Genomic DNA, 17,329 nt, shown 5'->3' with positions numbered 1-17,329 from the left:
TACAATGCCTTATTTAGGACTATTATTTTTTAATCAATTTTATAGATTTTTAATTTCTTTCCTTCAAATTTCTCTAAACTTAGTATTAAAATTTTTTAAAGTTTTTTTAATTTTTATTTTCTTTTAATTCTTATTTTTAAAGTTTTTTAATTTTTTTAATTTTTTTTAAATTCACTATTGCATTTTTTATAATTAACTCATATAATTAGTTCTAACAAAAACAAATTTTAATGAGGAGATTAAATGAAAATGATTAATATAAACTTAACTAATAACTTACAATTTAATAAATTTTATTTTAGCTATTATAGTTAAGTTTGTATTTATGATATAAATCGAAAATCATAGGTACAAACGGAAAATTGTTTGTATCTATGATGGCTAAATTTAGCTTGTACTTAGGCCACATAGATATACTATGTGGCTTTTTTAATCCTAGGCAAAAAAGGCTGCATAGTATCCACTATGTGGCCTTTTTGCATATACTTTATAAATTATTAAGAAAAGAGGTTTAATTATGAATAAAAATAAAGATATTTTAATAATAGGATTTGCTCTATTCTCGATGTTCTTTGGAGCAGGAAATTTAATATTCCCACCATATATAGGTATTTCCTCTGGAAGTAGCTGGTTAATAAGCTTTTTAGGTTTCATATTCGCTGATGTTGGAATAATTTTATTATCAATAATTGCAATTTCTAAAGCTGGAAGTCTTCAAAATGTAATAGGTAGAGCTGGTAAGAAGTTTGGAATTACCTTGGAATTACCTTGGAATTTTTAATGATGTTATGCCTTGGTCCTATATTAGTTATTCCAAGAACTGGAGCAACAACATTTGAAATGAGTGTATTACCACTTACAAAAAATTTTAACCCTGTTTTATTCTCTGTGATATTTTTCTCTATAACACTTTTACTTACAATAAAACCTACTAAAGTTATGGATATAATAGGTAAATTTTTAACTCCAATTTTATTACTATCACTTGCATTTTTAATAGTAAAGGGCATAGTATCTCCTATAGGAAATTTAGAAGATGTTAATTCTTCAGATCTTTTTATAACAGGAGTTACTCAAGGATACCAAACAATGGATGCCTTAGGAATAGGCGGAATAGTAGCCTTAATTATGACTTCTCTTGTTAGTAAAGGGTATACAGATAAAAATGAAAATATATCACTAGCAATAAAATCAGCTTTAATAGCATGTGTTGGGCTTACAGTTGTTTACGGTGGGTTAACATTCCTAGGAGCTACAGCTTCTAGCTTATACGATACAAATATATCTCAAACAGCTTTACTTATAAATATTACTCATCAGTTATTAGGAAGTACTGGAACTATTATGTTATCGGTTGTAGTTGGGTTTGCATGCCTTACGACTTCAATAGGTTTAACTTCTGTTACAGGTAAGTTTTTCGAAGATTTTACTAATAAAAAGTTAAAATATGAGCATATAGTTATATTTATTTGTGTATTCAGTGCAATAGTTTCAAACTTTGGTGTTGATAAAATTATACAAATAGCAATTCCTATATTAAGTTTAATCTATCCTGTAACTATAGTTTTAGTAGTTATGAATATATTTAAAAAGATTATTCCTAATGATATGACATTAAAAGGTGCAGCTTACTCAACACTTTTAATAAGTTTACTTAATGTTATAGATAGCTTAGGATTAAGCATACAATTTGTTCATCAAATTCCACTTGCTAGCTTAGGATTTAACTGGATTTTACCAGCTATAATAGGAGGAATAGTATTTAGCTTCATTCCAACTAAATCAAAAGCTACCACTACCCCATCTCTTTAACATAAAATAAGGGTAGGTTTTAAATAGATAGCAAAAGATAAATGTATAAGTTTTAGCGACCTTCAAAGCATCTTTTCAGCTTTGGAAGCAAAACTTATATATTTGTCTTACGCGTCTTAATATTTAAAACTTACCCTTATAATTATTCTTCTATTACTTCTATTGTATCTCCAGGTCTTACTTCTCCACCTTTAATAATTTTTGTAAATATACCTTCTCTAGGCATTACACAATCTCCTACTTGATTTTTTATAGCACATCCTGCATGACACTTTTTCCACCTATTTCTTAGTAACATCTATTTAAACCAACTTCATTTATAAAATTTTTTAAATCTTCCTGATTATTTAAATTAGTAAAAATATTTAAATCAAAATGATTTCTATTAAAATCATCTTCATTTAAATAAAAAACAACTTTATTATCTAAAAATCTATTTATAGATTTTTTCTCACTCATTAATAGAAATTTTTCTATATCTTCATATAAGCTTTTTTTGTAAACTCCATGAAATGGTTCTGCAAATTTATCTACCTTAGTGATATAAACATCATATAATGTACTTATGTTTTCTTTTAAAAACTTAATATAATTGTTATCAATATTAGGCATATCACACGCTAAGAAGTAAACATATTCGCTACTAGCACTTTTAAGACCTATATGTATCCCACTTAAAGGTCCACATTCTTTTATCTCATCTACAACAACTTTATAACTACAATCATTGTAAAATTCAGGTTTGTTTGTAACAATTATAATTTCATTAAAATGATTTTCTAATTTATTGGCTAAATCGTATATAAGCCTTTTTTCATCTATTACTAAAAGCTGCTTATCAAATTTCATCCTACTACTCTTCCCACCAGCTAATATAACTGCACTTTTACATACGCTCATAATACCTTCCCTCCCAAAGCTAGAAAGATGCTTTAAAGGTCTCTAAAATTTACAACTCTACCCTTCGCTATTCATTCTACGATTTTGAGGTTTTTTTGTTTTTTATAATTTTATACTTTTCATTTCGTACTTATCTAGTTGTTCTCTTAATATATCTTTGTCTATATTTATTTTTAGGTCATCTAAAGTTAAACCTACATCTATATCAGTTTTTATTGTTGCTAACTGTTTAGACATGAATGCATTGTCTTTTTCTGCAACTAACTTTTTCATAGGATTTCTTATTCCTAATTCATTTTTCCAATCTGTTGCTTTTAACTTTAACCCTTTATCATCTAAGCCTTCTATATCTTTATATATATCTTCTAGTGTATTATATTTTTGAAGTAGAGGTATACTTGTTGTATCTCCTAATCCTTTTATACCTGGAATGTTATCTGAAGAATCCCCAGATATAGCTTTATAGTCAATTATTTGATGAGGTTTTAAGTTTTTAACTTGCTTTAATAAATCAACTGTATACTCAAAAGTATTGTTTGGTAAGTTACACTCTTTTAAGTTTATATCACAAGTTTTAGCTATGTCAGTTGCTTTTGATGTGTTCATCCATACAACTGTATTGTGATCAACTAATTGTAAATAATCTTCATCTTTAGTGTATAGAGCAACTGGAATTTGATCTTGGAATTGCTTTGATAAACTTCCTGCAAAGTCATCAGCTTCAAATACATTGCTATAGTCTTCACTTGGAGTTGAAATTAAAACCTTAACCCCTATAGTTTCAAGCATTTCTCTTAATAAATCATATTGTTCTTTTAAAGGAACTTCTATAGGTTTTCTTGTTCCTTTGTAATCATCATATATTAACTTTCTAAAAGTCATTCTAGTAGAATCTAGGCACACTGCTAAGTGTGTAGGCTTTTGCTCTTTTATCATAGATAGCATAATTTGCATAAACCCAAAAACTCCATTTGTATATATTCCATCTTTTGTTTGAAGTATCTTATCATAAAATTGTTCTTTTTCTTCAATTGTTTTAGCAAACATTATTTGTCTTGGAAGTCTTGCAAAGTAACTTGTACTAAGTAATGATGACCCATCTATAATAAGTAGTTTTTCTTTATTATTATCTTCATCTATTTTTAAACCTTTAACTTTTTCACTTTCTTTTATTTCAATATTTTTAGTTTCCTCAACGTCATTTATTGTATCTATTTCTTCTTTTATATTATTAACTTTTTTATTTTTCGTTCTAAAATCTGTATTTAATCTAGATCCAACATAGCTATTAAGTCTTATATTATCTCCTCTAGATAATTCAGATTCTTTGATTTTTGCGTTAGCTTCTTTTTGTTCTAATAAATCAAATAAATCCATAATTCTCTCCTCTTTTTTAATGGTCATTAATTTCAATGTATTAATTATAACATATACATTTTATTATTTTGAAATTATAGATATATTAACTATATTTACTATAGAAAAAGAAGGATATATTATCTTTTATCAGATCAATATATCCTTCTTTTTTATTCAGTCATTTATAATAATTCCCCATATTTTCTTATATATATTTTTTTAACTATAGTAACTAAAACCATATATGCTATTATTGTAGCTATTAACCATGCAAAGTATATCATTGGCATAGGATAAAGATTTAATGCACTTCCAAATGGAGTATATGGTATTATTGTTCCTACAGCTATACCCATAGTTGTTAATATAAGTAGTGGAAGTGATGCTCTACTTTGAATAAATGGTAATTTTGGTGTTCTTATCATGTGAATTACTAATGTTTGAGACCATAATGATTCAACAAACCATCCTGCATTAAATAGCATCATGAATAAAGTTTTGTCTACTCCAGGATCATTATATCCACCACCTAATACAGCAGGACATATAACAAAGTACATTAATAGATATGTTGTTATATCAAATACTGAACTTGTAGGTCCTATCCATTTCATAAAGTTACCAATTGATGCAGCTTCCCACTTACGTGGTACTTTTAAGTAATCTTCATCTACATTATCCCATGGTATTGACATACAAGATATATCATATATAAGGTTTAGCATTAATAATTGAACTGGAAGCATTGGTAAAAATGGTAAGAATATACTTGATGCTAATACACTAAACATATTACCAAAGTTTGAACTTGCAGTCATTTTTATATACTTAATTATATTTGCATAAGTTTTACGACCTTCTTTTATTCCATTTTCAAGAACCATTAAATCTTTTTCAAGTAATATTATATCAGCTGACTCTTTTGCTATATCTACACCTGTATCAACTGATATACCAACATCTGATTTTCTCATAGCTGGTGCATCGTTTATTCCATCTCCCATGAATCCAACTACATGACCATTGATTCTTAACATTGATACCACTCTAGATTTTTGCTCTGGTGAAAGTTTTGCAAATACATTTGTACTTTCTACTACTTCTTTTAATTCTTCATCTGACATTACTTCAACTTGATGTCCAAGTATTATATTACTTACATCTATTCCAACTTGTTTGCATACATATTTAGTTACTTGTTCATTATCTCCAGTTAATACTTTTACATCTACTCCATATTCATTTAAAGTTTTTATAGCTTCATATGAAGACTCTTTTGGAGGATCTAAAAATGCTATATATCCAACTAAAATCATATCTTTTTCATCAGCTGTTGAGAATTCTGTATTTTTTGATACGTTAGCTTTTCTAGCTACACCTATAACTCTCATACCTTTACTATTTAAGTCTTCTACTGTTTTTAAAACTTTTTCTTTTAAGCCCTCAGTTAAATCAACTATTTCTCCTCTATACTCTACTTTACTTGAGATATCTAACATCTCTTCTACTGCACCTTTTGTTAGTAGCTGATTATTGTTGTTTTCATCACTTAATACTACTGACATTTTACGGCGAGTGAAGTCAAATGGAATTTCATCAACTTTTTCATATGAACTTACAATATCAGATAGATTCTTTTTCTCTCCATATTCAAGTATAGCTACATCTAGTAAATTTCTAAGTCCTGTTTGGAATTTACTTATTAAATATCCATGTTTTAAAACACTTAAATTTTCATTACCTTCAACATCTAAATGACGCTCTAATATTATTTTATCTTCTGTCAAAGTTCCTGTTTTATCAGTACATAATACATCTATAGCTCCGAAATTTTGAATAGAGTTTAAATTTTTAACTATAGCTTTTTTCTTAGACATTGCTACTGCACCTTTTGCAAGATTTGTAGTAACTATCATAGGTAACATTTCAGGAGTTAATCCTACTGCAATTGATATACCAAATAAGAATGCTTCTAACCAGTCTCCATCAGTTAATCCATTTATTATGAAAATTGTTGGAGCCATTATTGCCATAAATTTGATTAAAATCATACTTACTGAATTTACACCTTTATCAAAACTTGTTTCTTCTCTTTTTTCTGTAACTATATCAGCTATATTACCTATAAAAGTGTCATCTCCTGTAACTACTACAACTGCTGTTGCTGATCCACTTATTACATTAGTTCCCATAAAAGCTAAGTTTTCAAGTTCAAGTATAGATTGGCTCATCACAGAAACTGTTTCTAGTTCTTTTCCAAACTTTTCAACAGGTTCAGATTCTCCAGTCATTGATGCTTGGCTTATAAATAAATCCTTAGATGATAATATTCTTATATCTGCTGGAATCATATCTCCTGCAGCTAATTTTATCATATCTCCTGGAACTAATTCATTTATTGGAACTTCTACTTCTTTTCCACCACGTAATACTGTAGCTGTAGTTATTATCATTTCTCTTAGCTTTTTACCTGCATTACTTGATTTTCCTTCTTGAACAAACTTTAATACTCCACTTAATGTGACCATACTACCTATTATAATTACAGCTGTTAAACTTCTATCCTCTGGAGCGGCTATAACAAAGTCTGTTATAAATGATATTAGTGCAAGCACTACAAGTATTATTGTAAATGGGTTTACAAATGAATTAAATAATCTCTTATACCATGTATCGTTGTTTTTATCTGTTATTTCATTTAATCCATATTCTTCTATTCTATCTTTAGCAATTTTATCACTTAGTCCATTTGAATCTGTTTGTAAAAAATCAAATAATTCTGTTTGTGATAATACCGCAGCTTTTTTTAATTTAGTTTCTGTTGAATTTTTTCTTTCCTCTTTTTTCACTTCTATTTTTTTTGTTTTCATGTTCATGATTTTCATATTATTCCCTCCTCACTATTTTGCAAGTGCATGAGAATAAATGACAAAATAAATGCCTGTTACTATATTTTTAGTAAACAGGCAGCATAAATAAAACTCTTGTACTTTATTTTTAAAGTGAAAACAAAATGAACTTACATAGTTAGTATACAAGTAAATAGCATATTACTTTTACTAACTGTTTTGTTTTCAATTTTATAATAAAAATAGAGCCAATCTGAGTCTTCTTCAAATTCTATGCCATCTGTTCTCATACACAACCTACTTTCTAAGTCCACTTTATTTTCACCTCCGTATTTTAATTTAATTCATTTTTAATGTTTTTTGATTTTTTAGCATTAAAAAATCCTCGTTTCTTTTGGTAAACGAGGATAATGAAAGCGTAATTAAAAAGTATCTTTTACATATACTTAATAATCTTCGTCCAAGCTTTAGCTTCTTAGGGCAATGTAATTGCATTAGAATACGCCTTCTCCGACGTATACTGCTAACCATCTAATAGTGTCTCCACTATTTCGCGGCAGCAACCCGTATCCCTAAGGTAACCTCACCTACCGAAACTATTTAGTTATATCTTACTTCCCTTTCATTATATTCACAACTTTTAAAATTGTCAACTCTAAAAACAAAAAAGTTCTAAGACTTTTTAGTCTTAGAACTTCTTTATTACTTACTATGCATCAAAGTCTACATGAACTTTTCCTATCGGAGTGTTTATATCTATGTAAGATAAGTTAAAGTTTTCATCCATAACATCTATCTTATATTCAAAGAATATATCGTCTTCTTTCTTAGACATAAATATGTAGCTTCCATTTTCTTTTTCTTCTATTTCATCACATATTTCTTCGTATATTTCTTCTCCACTTACATAGCCATTATAACCTGCAGCTTTTATTTTATCTTCTATTAATTTATATATTTCTTCCATTTATTTACCTTCTTTCTATATATCTATAAAATACAGTCTACAATCAGTTTTTATATATTGTCAACTATATATACATATTTTATTTATAATACTTTTCTTTTAATCTATTTATCTCATATTCATCTCTGTCGATAGCTCTTCCTACGTTTCCATCTAACATCTTCCAAGCCGTGTTATGAACTTCTTCAACCTCAACAAAGTTACCTTTTTTCCATTCATTTAAAGATTTTATAAAAAATTTATGAGGTCCTAATGGAGCTTTTCCTAATATATATATCATCTTATCTACATTCTCTGGACTCGGTTCTAAAAATCCTACCCTTTTGTTCTTTTTAGACTTTATAACTGGATTAGATATCCAATGCACCAAGCTATATATTTCTTCGTCTTTATACTCAAATTTTTCTGAAGATTTTGCTCTATCATAAGTCTTATTTAAAATTTCTTGAATTGACCCTGAATATTCAAGACTGCTACTAACACTTTCATCTAATTTCACTTTCTTATCGTCTTTTAAAACATTAAACCCAACAAACAAAGCTCCAACTAAAATTAAACTCATTACCCCTATAATTATTTTCTTCCCCATTAAACCCCTCCAAACTTATATTTACATACTCCTCTATTTTAATATTTTTGTAGGATTATGTACACCCTTGATCCCCACACCCACATCCTACCTCTTTTAAAAAAAGATAAATATAAGTTAACTAAAATGAGGTTATTATATAAGTTTTAGCGCCTTTTAAAGCATCTTTACAGCTTTAGAAGCAAAACTTATATAATAACCTCTTATTTTAAAACTTTATTTATCTTTATTTAGTTACCACTTGCATTTATTGCTCTATTTAATCGTTCAAGTGGAAGTATCCCAATTATAAGTGCAGACAATAACCCCTCTACGCCTTGACTTGATACATTATACAAGAATGAGTATACGAATACATTCATTCCTTCTGGAGCATAATCTCCAAAGAATACACATCCTGATATTATATTCATAGATACACTAAGAACTACAGCAAATAAACAACCTAGTATAACCTTTGATTTCTTATCTTTTCCAAATGATCCTGCTAATCCAAGTAACATTGTTGGTAATATATAATCTAGTAAAAATTGTGCTGGATGTATTATATACACGCCCTTTAATAATTTTAATACTCCATAAATAAGTCCACCAGTTATACCGACCGTGTTTCCAAATAAAACTGAAAGTAGCATTGTTGGTAACATTGAAAATAAAGATATTCCTCCACCTTGTGGATATTTTATAAACTCTATCATACTAAGTATATATGATATTGCACTAAACATACCTATCATAACAACTGTTTTTGTAGTGAATTTAGTATTTTTTAAACCTTTTAGATAATATATACCAAATCCTATACTACCTAATATTATGATTGCATTTATCATAATTCACCTCCTGTATTTGTTTTTGCAAAGACTTTGTCCATTTTAAACATTCATTATATATATCATCGCACTTTAATATAGCCGATACTATTGCATATCCATCTATATTTATACCCTTAAATGTATCTATGTTATCTAAATTTATACCACCGATTAAGACTTTAGGTATATCAAGATTTTCATCAATTTCTTTTAATTGATCTACTGTAACTATTGTAGCATCATTTTTAGTAGTTGTATTAAACATCGCTCCTACCCCTATATAATCTGCTCCACCATTTTTTGCAGCAGTGGCTTCTTCTATATTATGAGCTGATATTCCTATAATTTTATCTTTTCCTACTAATATTCTCACTTCTTCTAAAGGTATATCACTTTGTCCAACATGAACACCATCTGCATCGCAAAGCATAGCAATGTCTACTCTGTCATTTATTATAAATAAAGCATCGTATTTCTTAGTAAGAGCTCTTAATTTATATGCTTTTTCTAAGAACTCTTTTCCATTTGCATTTTTTTCTCTTAATTGTAAAGTTGTTACCCCACCTTTTAATGCATCTTCTATACATTTATAAAAATCTCTCCCATTTAGTATTTCTGAGTCAGTCACTAAATATAATTTTAATTTTTCTTCCATTTTGTTCTCCCTTTAATTAGTTGATAACTTCAACACTTTTTGAAATCTTTTTATAGGCAATAAAACTAGTATTAGACTCGAAAGTAATCCTTCAACTCCTGCACTTGATATATTATATATACAAGAATAAAGCACTATATTCATTCCCTCTGGTGCATACTGTCCAAAATATACTACTCCTGATATTATACTTATCAATACACTTAAACTACTTGCAAATAAGCATCCTTTGAACATATCGCTTTTTTTCTCTCTTCCAAATTCTCCAGCTAATCCAAGTGCCATATTTGATAATATATAATCTAGTAAAAATTGTGCTGGATGCACTACATAAGCTCCATTTAATAGTTTTAGTAATCCAAATATCAATCCACCTGTTAGACCTGCCTCTTTACCATATAATATAGCTAGTAACATCGTGGGTAGCATTGAAAATAACGTTATACCTCCACCTTGCGGATATCTTATGAATTGTATCATATAAAGTATAAATGATATAGAGCTAAACATAGCGATCATTACTATCTCTTTAGTAGAAAACTTCTTTTTATTTATATCTTTTGCATACATAAATAACATTACTAAACTTATTATTATAATTACTACGCTTGACATTTTTTCTTCGCCTCTTCATATGCCATATTCCAAAAATCTAATTCATATAAACTTGATTTAACAAATATTTCTTTAAGCTTATTTTCCTCATCTTCAGTTAAATCTTTGCATAACTCGTTTGTGTATTCTAACCAAGCTATTAATACATCATCAAATTCTTGATCTGCATACATCTCTATCCATTCTTTATAGTAGTTATTATCTAAATTATCTTTATAAGTTTCATATAAATAATGACCTATATAATTATAACTCCAGTTACAAGGTAATGTAGCCATTACAATTTCTTTAACTCCTCCTGTTAATGAAACAGCTTGCATGTAACTTGTATAGCTACTTGAAACTAGTTCATATTTACATTTTTCAGCTTCAACCGGAGGTACTCCCAATTTTTTCATATATTCAACATGTATAGCAGTTTCGTCTTCCATAGACCCCTTAGCGGCTTTATTGAAAAACTTCATTTCTTTAACTGTATCAGCTTTTATTACTCCCATTGCAAAAACTTTAGCAAATTCTTTTAAATATAAATAATCTTGTATAAGATATCTTTTAAATTTATCTTTTGGTAAAGTTCCTTCTCCTATTTCTCTTACAAATGGATGATTTAAATAACTTTCCCATATATCTTTAGCTTCTTCAAACAAGCAATCTGTAAATTTCATTAAAATACCTCCACACTTGAAGACTCTTTTAACTTATCTTCATTTAATTTATATATACTGTCCATTAAATTTACCTTAAAGCTTCCAATTCCTATATTATCTATATCTGCTAATTGTCCACATAAACTCATTGTAAGAACGCCCATTGCTGCAGAATTTAAAATTTCATTACTAGCTCCTAAATAACTACCTATTAAACTAGCACTCATACATCCAGTACCTGTTATTCCTTTTAGTTTAGGTGTTCCATTATGTATTTTTATAATTTTATCGCCATCAGTTACTACATCTACTTTTCCAGTAGCTACTACCACACATTCTAGTTTTTTAGCAACTTTCTTGATAATATCGTCTATGTTTTCATCATCGTCAAATGAATCTACACCTTTTCCTTTTACATTAAATCCACCTATGTACTTAATTTCAGCTGCATTCCCTTTAATTACGTCAAACTTTACTTCGTTTAATAAAGTTTTTACTAACAAAGATCTTGAAGGTGTGGCAAATACCCCTACTGGATCTAATATAACTGGCTTTTTATGCTTATTTGCTATTTTACCAGCATTTATAAATAATTCTCCATGAGAGGAATTCATTGTTCCAATATTTATTACTACAGAACTTGCAATAGGTATTATTTCTTCTGCTTCTTCATAAGAATAACTCATCAGTGGACTTGCACCTATAGCTAAAGTTATATTTGCACAATCATTAATTGTAACTTCGTTAGTGTAATGAAGTACTAATGGGTTAATTTCTTTAACTTTATTTAATAATTCAAACATAATTTCATCTCTCCCTTTTAAATGCTTATATCTATTTATTTGAGTCAAATTTATAAAAATGGTGTACTGGTCCTACTCCTCCACCTATATCAAAGCTATGTCTTATAGCATTAGTTATATAGTCTTTTGCATTAGAAACAGCTTCTACTATATCAAATCCTAGTGCTAAATTTGCAGTTATTGAAGATGATAGAGTGCATCCTGTTCCATGAGTGTTTTTTCTATCCAATCTTTCGCTTTTATAGATTTCAAATGTATCCTTGCCTATTAAAACATCTACTGCATCCCCATCTAAGTGTCCACCTTTCATTAACACGTATTTAGGTCCTAGTTCTAATATTTTTTTCCCAACTAATTTCATGTCATCTACATTATCAATTTTAATCCCTGTTATTTCCTCAGCCTCTAATGTATTTGGCGTTATTATGTATGCTTTAGGTATAAGATATTTTATTAAATTATCTTTAGCCTCAGGTTTTAAAAGTGAATATCCACTTTTAGATATCATTACTGGATCTACTACTAAGTACTTTGGATTATACTTATCTAAAGATTCAACAATCGCCTTTATTATTTCTGGGCTAGATACCATTCCTATTTTTACTGCTTTAGGTGGTATATCATCAAATACTACCTCTATTTGTTTTTGTATTATTTCTTTACTTAAATCTTCTACTAAAAATACTCCATGAGTGTTTTGAGCAGTTATAGCTGTTATTACACTCATTCCATAAGTTCCTATAGCACTAAATGTCTTTAGGTCTGCTTGTATACCTGCACCTCCTGATGAATCTGAACCTGCTATTGTAAGTGTTGGCACTTTATACTTTTCCATTAGATGTTTCCCCCTTGGTTTTTGTATTAAAAAAATTCGCTTTGCTCATGTCTCCAACGACTTCGTCCGTTGCTCAAAAGCCTTTTTCACGCTCAATCACATCTAATTTATGTGCTGAGTTCCACAATTTTTTCATACATTTTTGTTTACTATAATTTTTGAAACGTAAAAAAGCTATATTCCTGTAGGAATATAGCTTTTAATTTACTATGCAAATAAATTTCATTTGTATATTTAGTAAAGCTTTCCTACGCTGGTATTATCCAGATCAGGTTTGAGGGTTAATGAATAAATTCATCTCTCAGCCGTTGGGGCACCCCTAGCTATTCATTTTAGATTACAGTTTAATTATAGCTCACTAAATTTATATGTCAATAAAAATTTATTAAGCTATTTCTGCAGCATCTATATTAGTTACTTCTAACTCTTTTTCACTACTTGCAACTACAAGTGTACAAGTGTTGTCTCCCATAACATTTACTGTAGTTCTAAACATATCTATAATTCTTTCTACTCCCATTATAAGACCAATACCTTCAAGTGGAAGTCCTACTGATTGAAGTACCATTGATAGCATTATCATACCAACACCTGGAACTCCTGCTGTTCCAACTGATGCTAATGTCGCTGTTAAAACTATTGTTAAAATATCATTTATACCTAGATCAATTCCATAAACTTGTGCTATAAATAAAGCCGCTACACCTTGCATTATAGCTGTTCCGTCCATATTTATAGTAGCTCCCATAGGTATTGTAAATGAACGTATACTTTTACTAACTCCCATTTCTTCCATAAGTTCTAAGCTTACTGGAACAGAAGCATTACTTGATGCAGTTGAAAAAGTAACTGCAGCTACTTTTGTAAATTTACGTACAAATCCAGTAAAACTAACTTTTGTAAATACTTTTAAAGCTCCTCCATAGACAACTACTACGTGTAATAACAGCCCTAATAATACAACTAATATATATTTAACTAATGACCCTATTGCATCTGCTCCTACTGTAGAGAAGGTATTTGTAATAAGTGCAAATACTCCAAAAGGTGCAAACATCATTATTACACTAACCATTTTCATACAAACTTCATTTGCGCACTCAAATAATTTTTTTAAAGGTTTTGCCTTTTCTCCAACTAAACTTATTGATACTCCAGTAAGCATTGCAAAGAATATTATTTGTAACATTTCACCTTTTGCAAATGACTCTATAGGATTTGATGGTATCATATTTAATATTATTTCTGATAGTGATTGATTTTTTGCTATCGTAGTAGATTGACTAGCTACAGTACCTAAATCAAGTCCTGCACCTGGCTTTAATAAAACCCCTAAAGCTAATGATATACAAATAGCTGTAGCTGTTGTCATTAAATAGAATCCCATAGTTTTAAATCCTATTCTACCTAATTTCTTTATATCTTCCATAGCAGATACCCCGCATACTAATGAAACAAATACTAGTGGCACTACCATCATCTTTATAGCTTTTGTGAATCCATTTCCTATTACATTTATAATTCCACCTAATAAAACTGTATCTTTAATATAGCTGCCTGGCATTTTGCTAAGTATTACCCCAAACAGTATTCCTAAAAATAATCCAATTAATATTTTGCTCGTTAATCCAAGTTTCCTCATATATGTTTCCTCCATCTCTTTATCATATTAATATTATACACTAAAAAACGAATTTTTTGTAATTTTTTAAAGTTTAAATGTATTAAAACACATTTTAACTTAATATAATTAAGTTCATGTAATTTAAACTTTATTATGTTTTGTTTATCTTGGATATAACTTTATATATATTCTAAAATAAGCACAAAAAACTTATTTTTCAAACTATTACATATTTTAACTTATTTTTTATTCATATACATACGATTATTATTTATATTTTTAATAAAAAAAGACGGTACTTAAGTAACTTTACTTAACGTACCGTCTTTTTTATGTTAACTATTTTAATATTTTTATTTCCATATTTTGTCTTCCAAACTTAACACATTCTGCTTCACTGTTCATAAATATATCTATTCTTTTACCTTTTATAGCACTTCCACAGTCTTCTGCAGTAAATACCATGTCAAACTTAGGTATATATACTTTTGTTCCATATGGTATTACAGTTGGATCAACTGCTATAGTTCCCCATTTAGGAGTTGTTCCTGTTGAAGTTATAGTATCTCCTGCATATGCTGTAGCTTCTACAGACATTGATGTTCCATTATTATTGTTAGATGAACTTTCTGCTTGTGATTTAGAAGGTTCATTTGTTGTTGCATCAGATACTGTAGATGCACTCTTAACTTCTTTAACTGTATCATTAGATTGTTGTTTAGCTTGATTTTGTTCTTGTTCTTTAGCTTGAGATTCTGTTAAAACATAATCACCACAAATCCAACCTTCTTTTTTATCATCTAATCTAATTCTGTACCAATTATCTTTTTCTTCTAAAAGTTTAACTTCTGTATTTTTATCTAATACATCTAATTTTTCATGTTCTGTAGCTGGACCTTTTCTTACATTTAATTTACTAGCAGTTACAGTTCCATTTTCTTTATCAGTATAATCTCCACTTACCCATCCTTCATTTCCATCAGTAAGCTTAATCTTATTCCAGCCATTATTTGTTTCTAAAATTTCAACTACCATGCCTCTGTCTAATGATCCTACTCTTTGCTCTTCTATTGATGGACCTTTTCTTACATTTAACTTTTCTGCTTTAACTACTTCTCTTTCTGCTGCATATATATTACTTGTAGATGTATAAAGTCCTCCTACAACTAATCCTAATGCTAATATCAATGATGATTTCCTCGCTCTTTTATTCATACTCATAATATCCCTCCAGTTAATTTAAATAAAAATTATATATTATTGACCACTATGTCTTGTAAAATTCATATTTTATGATTTTGTTACTTTTCTGTAACTTTTAATTAATGATAATATATTTTTGAACCTTTGTAAACACATTTTCTATAATTACCAGAAAAAGGGTTACAAATTAGTTACAATTTTAGTAACAATTTAATGTTTCATCCCCCTACCCATAAGTGTATAAATATACATATATTAATATGGAGGTATTAAATATGATAAGTTTTTGCTCAATGTGTTCTGGTATTAGCGAGGGTGAATTAAAAAGAGCTTTGTTAGAATTTGATATAAAAGAAGATTGTATATGTGAATGTGGATCAGGATTTACAGCTTATGTAAATACTGAACTAATAACAGCAAAAGATAAAGAAGACTTTATAGCTCAGGCACTAGAAATATTAAATAAATAAATGACATGAGTCCAGTTAAATACCGGACTCATGCCATTTTAAAGTGCTTTTCATATGTATCCACTTGACGCGGATATATTTATTTCTTAGTTACTTTTATATATTATGCTTCAATAATTTCTATTTTATCTCCACATTTAACTTCACCATCTTTTATTATCTTAGTGAATATTCCTTCTCTAGGCATTACACAGTCTCCAACTTTAGTTTTTATTTCACAGCCTTTATGACACTTCTTCCCTATCTGAGTAACTTCTTGAATTGTATCACCAATTTTCAACTTTGTTCCTACAGGCAGCTCATATAGCACTAGACCTTCAGTTGTTAGGTTTTCGGCAAAAACTCCAGGAGTTAAACCATCTATTCCTTGTTTTCTTGTTTTTTCTATACTTTCAATTCCAAGCAAGCTTATTTGTCTATGCCACTCACCTGCATGAGCATCTCCAACAAGACCATGATTTTGTTTAAACATTCCTTTTTCTATTGGTTTTTTTATAGTTCCTTTTTTCTCACTTATATTTATAGATATTACTTTTCCTATGTTATTCATTTCTAATGTACTCCCCACTTTTTCCACCTACTTTTTTTACAAGTCTTATATTATTTATAACCATATCCTTATCTATAGCTTTGCACATATCATATATAGTAAGTGCTGCCATAGACACAGCTGTTAAAGCCTCCATCTCTACCCCAGTCTTACCTACAGTAGATACTGTAGCTTCTATTTCTATTTCTGCTTCTAATATATTAAATTTAATATCAGCTCCTGTTAAAAATATATTGTGACACATAGGTATTAAATCCCATGTTTTCTTTGCGCCTGTTATTCCTCCAACTTGTGCTACAGAAAGTACATCACCTTTTTTTATTTTCCCTTGCTTTATTATCTCTATAGTTCCTGAGTTCATAGATATGCTACCTTTAGCTGTAGCAGTTCTTTTTGTTTCATCTTTTTCACTTACATCTACCATTTTAGCTTTCCCATGTTCATTAAAGTGAGTAAACTCCATATTAACCTCCTATTCTAACCATGTCTATTTCCACATATTCTCTATTTTTTAAATTTTATTCTTTTCGTAAATAAAAATGTTTAAAGCACAAAACTTAAACAATTTAAAATCTAATGTTATATTTAAGCTTTGTGCTTTTATTTTTTAATCAAAACATAATCTTATATTCTTTT

19 protein-coding genes and 2 riboswitches are annotated in these 17,329 nt (G+C 28.8%); of the genes, 3 read left to right on the top strand and 16 right to left on the bottom strand.

Annotated features, from left to right (window positions below):
- Window positions 1-517 precede the first annotated feature (517 nt).
- Both VN21_RS19185 and brnQ read left to right on the top strand, forming a co-directional pair.
- A complete protein-coding gene (locus tag VN21_RS19185) occupies window positions 518-781 on the top strand; it encodes a branched-chain amino acid transport system II carrier protein (RefSeq protein ID WP_264303187.1) in 264 nt (87 codons plus the stop codon).
- A gap of 2 nt (window positions 782-783) precedes the next feature.
- Entirely contained in the window at window positions 784-1,812 is a 1,029-nt protein-coding gene (gene brnQ / locus VN21_RS01500) for a branched-chain amino acid transport system II carrier protein (protein WP_264303186.1), read from the top strand.
- Window positions 1,813-1,954: 142 nt separating this feature from the next.
- Here brnQ and VN21_RS18170 read toward each other — a convergent pair whose 3' ends face one another.
- The 14 genes from VN21_RS18170 to VN21_RS18165 form a co-directional block, all read right to left on the bottom strand.
- Window positions 1,955-2,110 carry a hypothetical protein gene (locus tag VN21_RS18170; RefSeq protein ID WP_332840831.1) on the bottom strand — a complete coding sequence of 52 codons (156 nt, stop codon included), beginning with the start codon at window positions 2,108-2,110 and terminating at the stop codon, window positions 1,955-1,957.
- Window positions 2,101-2,712: a molybdenum cofactor guanylyltransferase gene (mobA, locus tag VN21_RS01495; protein WP_046821705.1), complete on the bottom strand. Its 612-nt coding sequence runs from the start codon at window positions 2,710-2,712 to the stop codon at window positions 2,101-2,103. Before mobA ends, VN21_RS18170 begins: the two co-directional genes overlap by 10 nt.
- A 102-nt stretch (window positions 2,713-2,814) precedes the next feature.
- Window positions 2,815-4,089: a 5'-3' exonuclease gene (locus VN21_RS01490; RefSeq protein WP_052951939.1), complete on the bottom strand. Its 1,275-nt coding sequence runs from the start codon at window positions 4,087-4,089 to the stop codon at window positions 2,815-2,817.
- A gap of 164 nt (window positions 4,090-4,253) precedes the next feature.
- On the bottom strand, window positions 4,254-6,947 hold the full coding sequence (mgtA, locus tag VN21_RS01485; RefSeq protein ID WP_200898149.1) for a magnesium-translocating P-type ATPase: 2,694 nt from the start codon (window positions 6,945-6,947) through the stop codon (window positions 4,254-4,256).
- A 418-nt stretch (window positions 6,948-7,365) separates the two neighbouring features.
- A riboswitch (M-box (ykoK) riboswitch) is annotated at window positions 7,366-7,522 on the bottom strand.
- A gap of 107 nt (window positions 7,523-7,629) precedes the next feature.
- On the bottom strand, window positions 7,630-7,887 hold the full coding sequence (locus tag VN21_RS01480) for a hypothetical protein (RefSeq protein WP_025162785.1): 258 nt from the start codon (window positions 7,885-7,887) through the stop codon (window positions 7,630-7,632).
- Between the two features lie 79 nt (window positions 7,888-7,966).
- The gene (locus tag VN21_RS01475) at window positions 7,967-8,476 is read right to left on the bottom strand and encodes a DUF6241 domain-containing protein (RefSeq protein WP_046821703.1); all 510 of its coding nucleotides are present in this window, start codon (window positions 8,474-8,476) and stop codon (window positions 7,967-7,969) included.
- 230 nt (window positions 8,477-8,706) lie between these two features.
- The gene (thiT, locus tag VN21_RS01470) at window positions 8,707-9,309 is read right to left on the bottom strand and encodes an energy-coupled thiamine transporter ThiT (RefSeq protein ID WP_046821702.1); all 603 of its coding nucleotides are present in this window, start codon (window positions 9,307-9,309) and stop codon (window positions 8,707-8,709) included.
- A complete protein-coding gene (gene thiE / locus VN21_RS01465; protein WP_046821701.1) occupies window positions 9,281-9,946 on the bottom strand; it encodes a thiamine phosphate synthase in 666 nt (221 codons plus the stop codon). Before thiE ends, thiT (VN21_RS01470) begins: the two co-directional genes overlap by 29 nt.
- Window positions 9,947-9,958: 12 nt before the next feature.
- Entirely contained in the window at window positions 9,959-10,561 is a 603-nt protein-coding gene (gene thiT / locus VN21_RS01460) for an energy-coupled thiamine transporter ThiT (RefSeq protein ID WP_046821700.1), read from the bottom strand.
- Complete coding sequence (tenA, locus tag VN21_RS01455; protein ID WP_046821699.1) at window positions 10,549-11,226, bottom strand: thiaminase II; 678 nt, start codon at window positions 11,224-11,226, stop codon at window positions 10,549-10,551. Before tenA ends, thiT (VN21_RS01460) begins: the two co-directional genes overlap by 13 nt.
- Window positions 11,226-12,011, bottom strand: a complete 786-nt coding sequence (thiM, locus tag VN21_RS01450; RefSeq protein WP_046821708.1) for a hydroxyethylthiazole kinase — start codon at window positions 12,009-12,011, stop codon at window positions 11,226-11,228. Before thiM ends, tenA begins: the two co-directional genes overlap by 1 nt.
- A gap of 31 nt (window positions 12,012-12,042) precedes the next feature.
- Window positions 12,043-12,846 carry a bifunctional hydroxymethylpyrimidine kinase/phosphomethylpyrimidine kinase gene (thiD, locus tag VN21_RS01445; protein ID WP_046821698.1) on the bottom strand — a complete coding sequence of 268 codons (804 nt, stop codon included), beginning with the start codon at window positions 12,844-12,846 and terminating at the stop codon, window positions 12,043-12,045.
- A gap of 228 nt (window positions 12,847-13,074) precedes the next feature.
- Window positions 13,075-13,177: riboswitch (TPP riboswitch) on the bottom strand.
- Window positions 13,178-13,231: 54 nt separating this feature from the next.
- Entirely contained in the window at window positions 13,232-14,488 is a 1,257-nt protein-coding gene (locus tag VN21_RS01440; RefSeq protein WP_046821697.1) for a dicarboxylate/amino acid:cation symporter, read from the bottom strand.
- 321 nt (window positions 14,489-14,809) lie between these two features.
- The gene (locus VN21_RS18165; protein ID WP_084821893.1) at window positions 14,810-15,691 is read right to left on the bottom strand and encodes an SH3 domain-containing protein; all 882 of its coding nucleotides are present in this window, start codon (window positions 15,689-15,691) and stop codon (window positions 14,810-14,812) included.
- 257 nt (window positions 15,692-15,948) lie between these two features.
- Here VN21_RS18165 and VN21_RS01430 point away from each other — a divergent pair, with 257 nt between their 5' ends.
- Window positions 15,949-16,143 carry a hypothetical protein gene (locus VN21_RS01430; RefSeq protein WP_046821696.1) on the top strand — a complete coding sequence of 65 codons (195 nt, stop codon included), beginning with the start codon at window positions 15,949-15,951 and terminating at the stop codon, window positions 16,141-16,143.
- 103 nt (window positions 16,144-16,246) lie between these two features.
- Here VN21_RS01430 and VN21_RS01425 read toward each other — a convergent pair whose 3' ends face one another.
- Together VN21_RS01425 and moaC are read right to left on the bottom strand one after the other, a co-directional pair.
- Window positions 16,247-16,684: an MOSC domain-containing protein gene (locus VN21_RS01425; RefSeq protein ID WP_046821706.1), complete on the bottom strand. Its 438-nt coding sequence runs from the start codon at window positions 16,682-16,684 to the stop codon at window positions 16,247-16,249.
- Window position 16,685: 1 nt separating this feature from the next.
- Entirely contained in the window at window positions 16,686-17,156 is a 471-nt protein-coding gene (gene moaC, locus VN21_RS01420; protein WP_046821695.1) for a cyclic pyranopterin monophosphate synthase MoaC, read from the bottom strand.
- Window positions 17,157-17,329: the final 173 nt, after the last annotated feature.

Origin of the sequence: Paraclostridium benzoelyticum, assembly GCF_001006285.1 — a bacterium.
Classification (GTDB): domain Bacteria; phylum Bacillota; class Clostridia; order Peptostreptococcales; family Peptostreptococcaceae; genus Paraclostridium; species Paraclostridium benzoelyticum.
The sequence above is the reverse complement of the archived record's forward strand: the minus strand, read 5'-3'. Positions and strand labels throughout refer to the sequence as shown.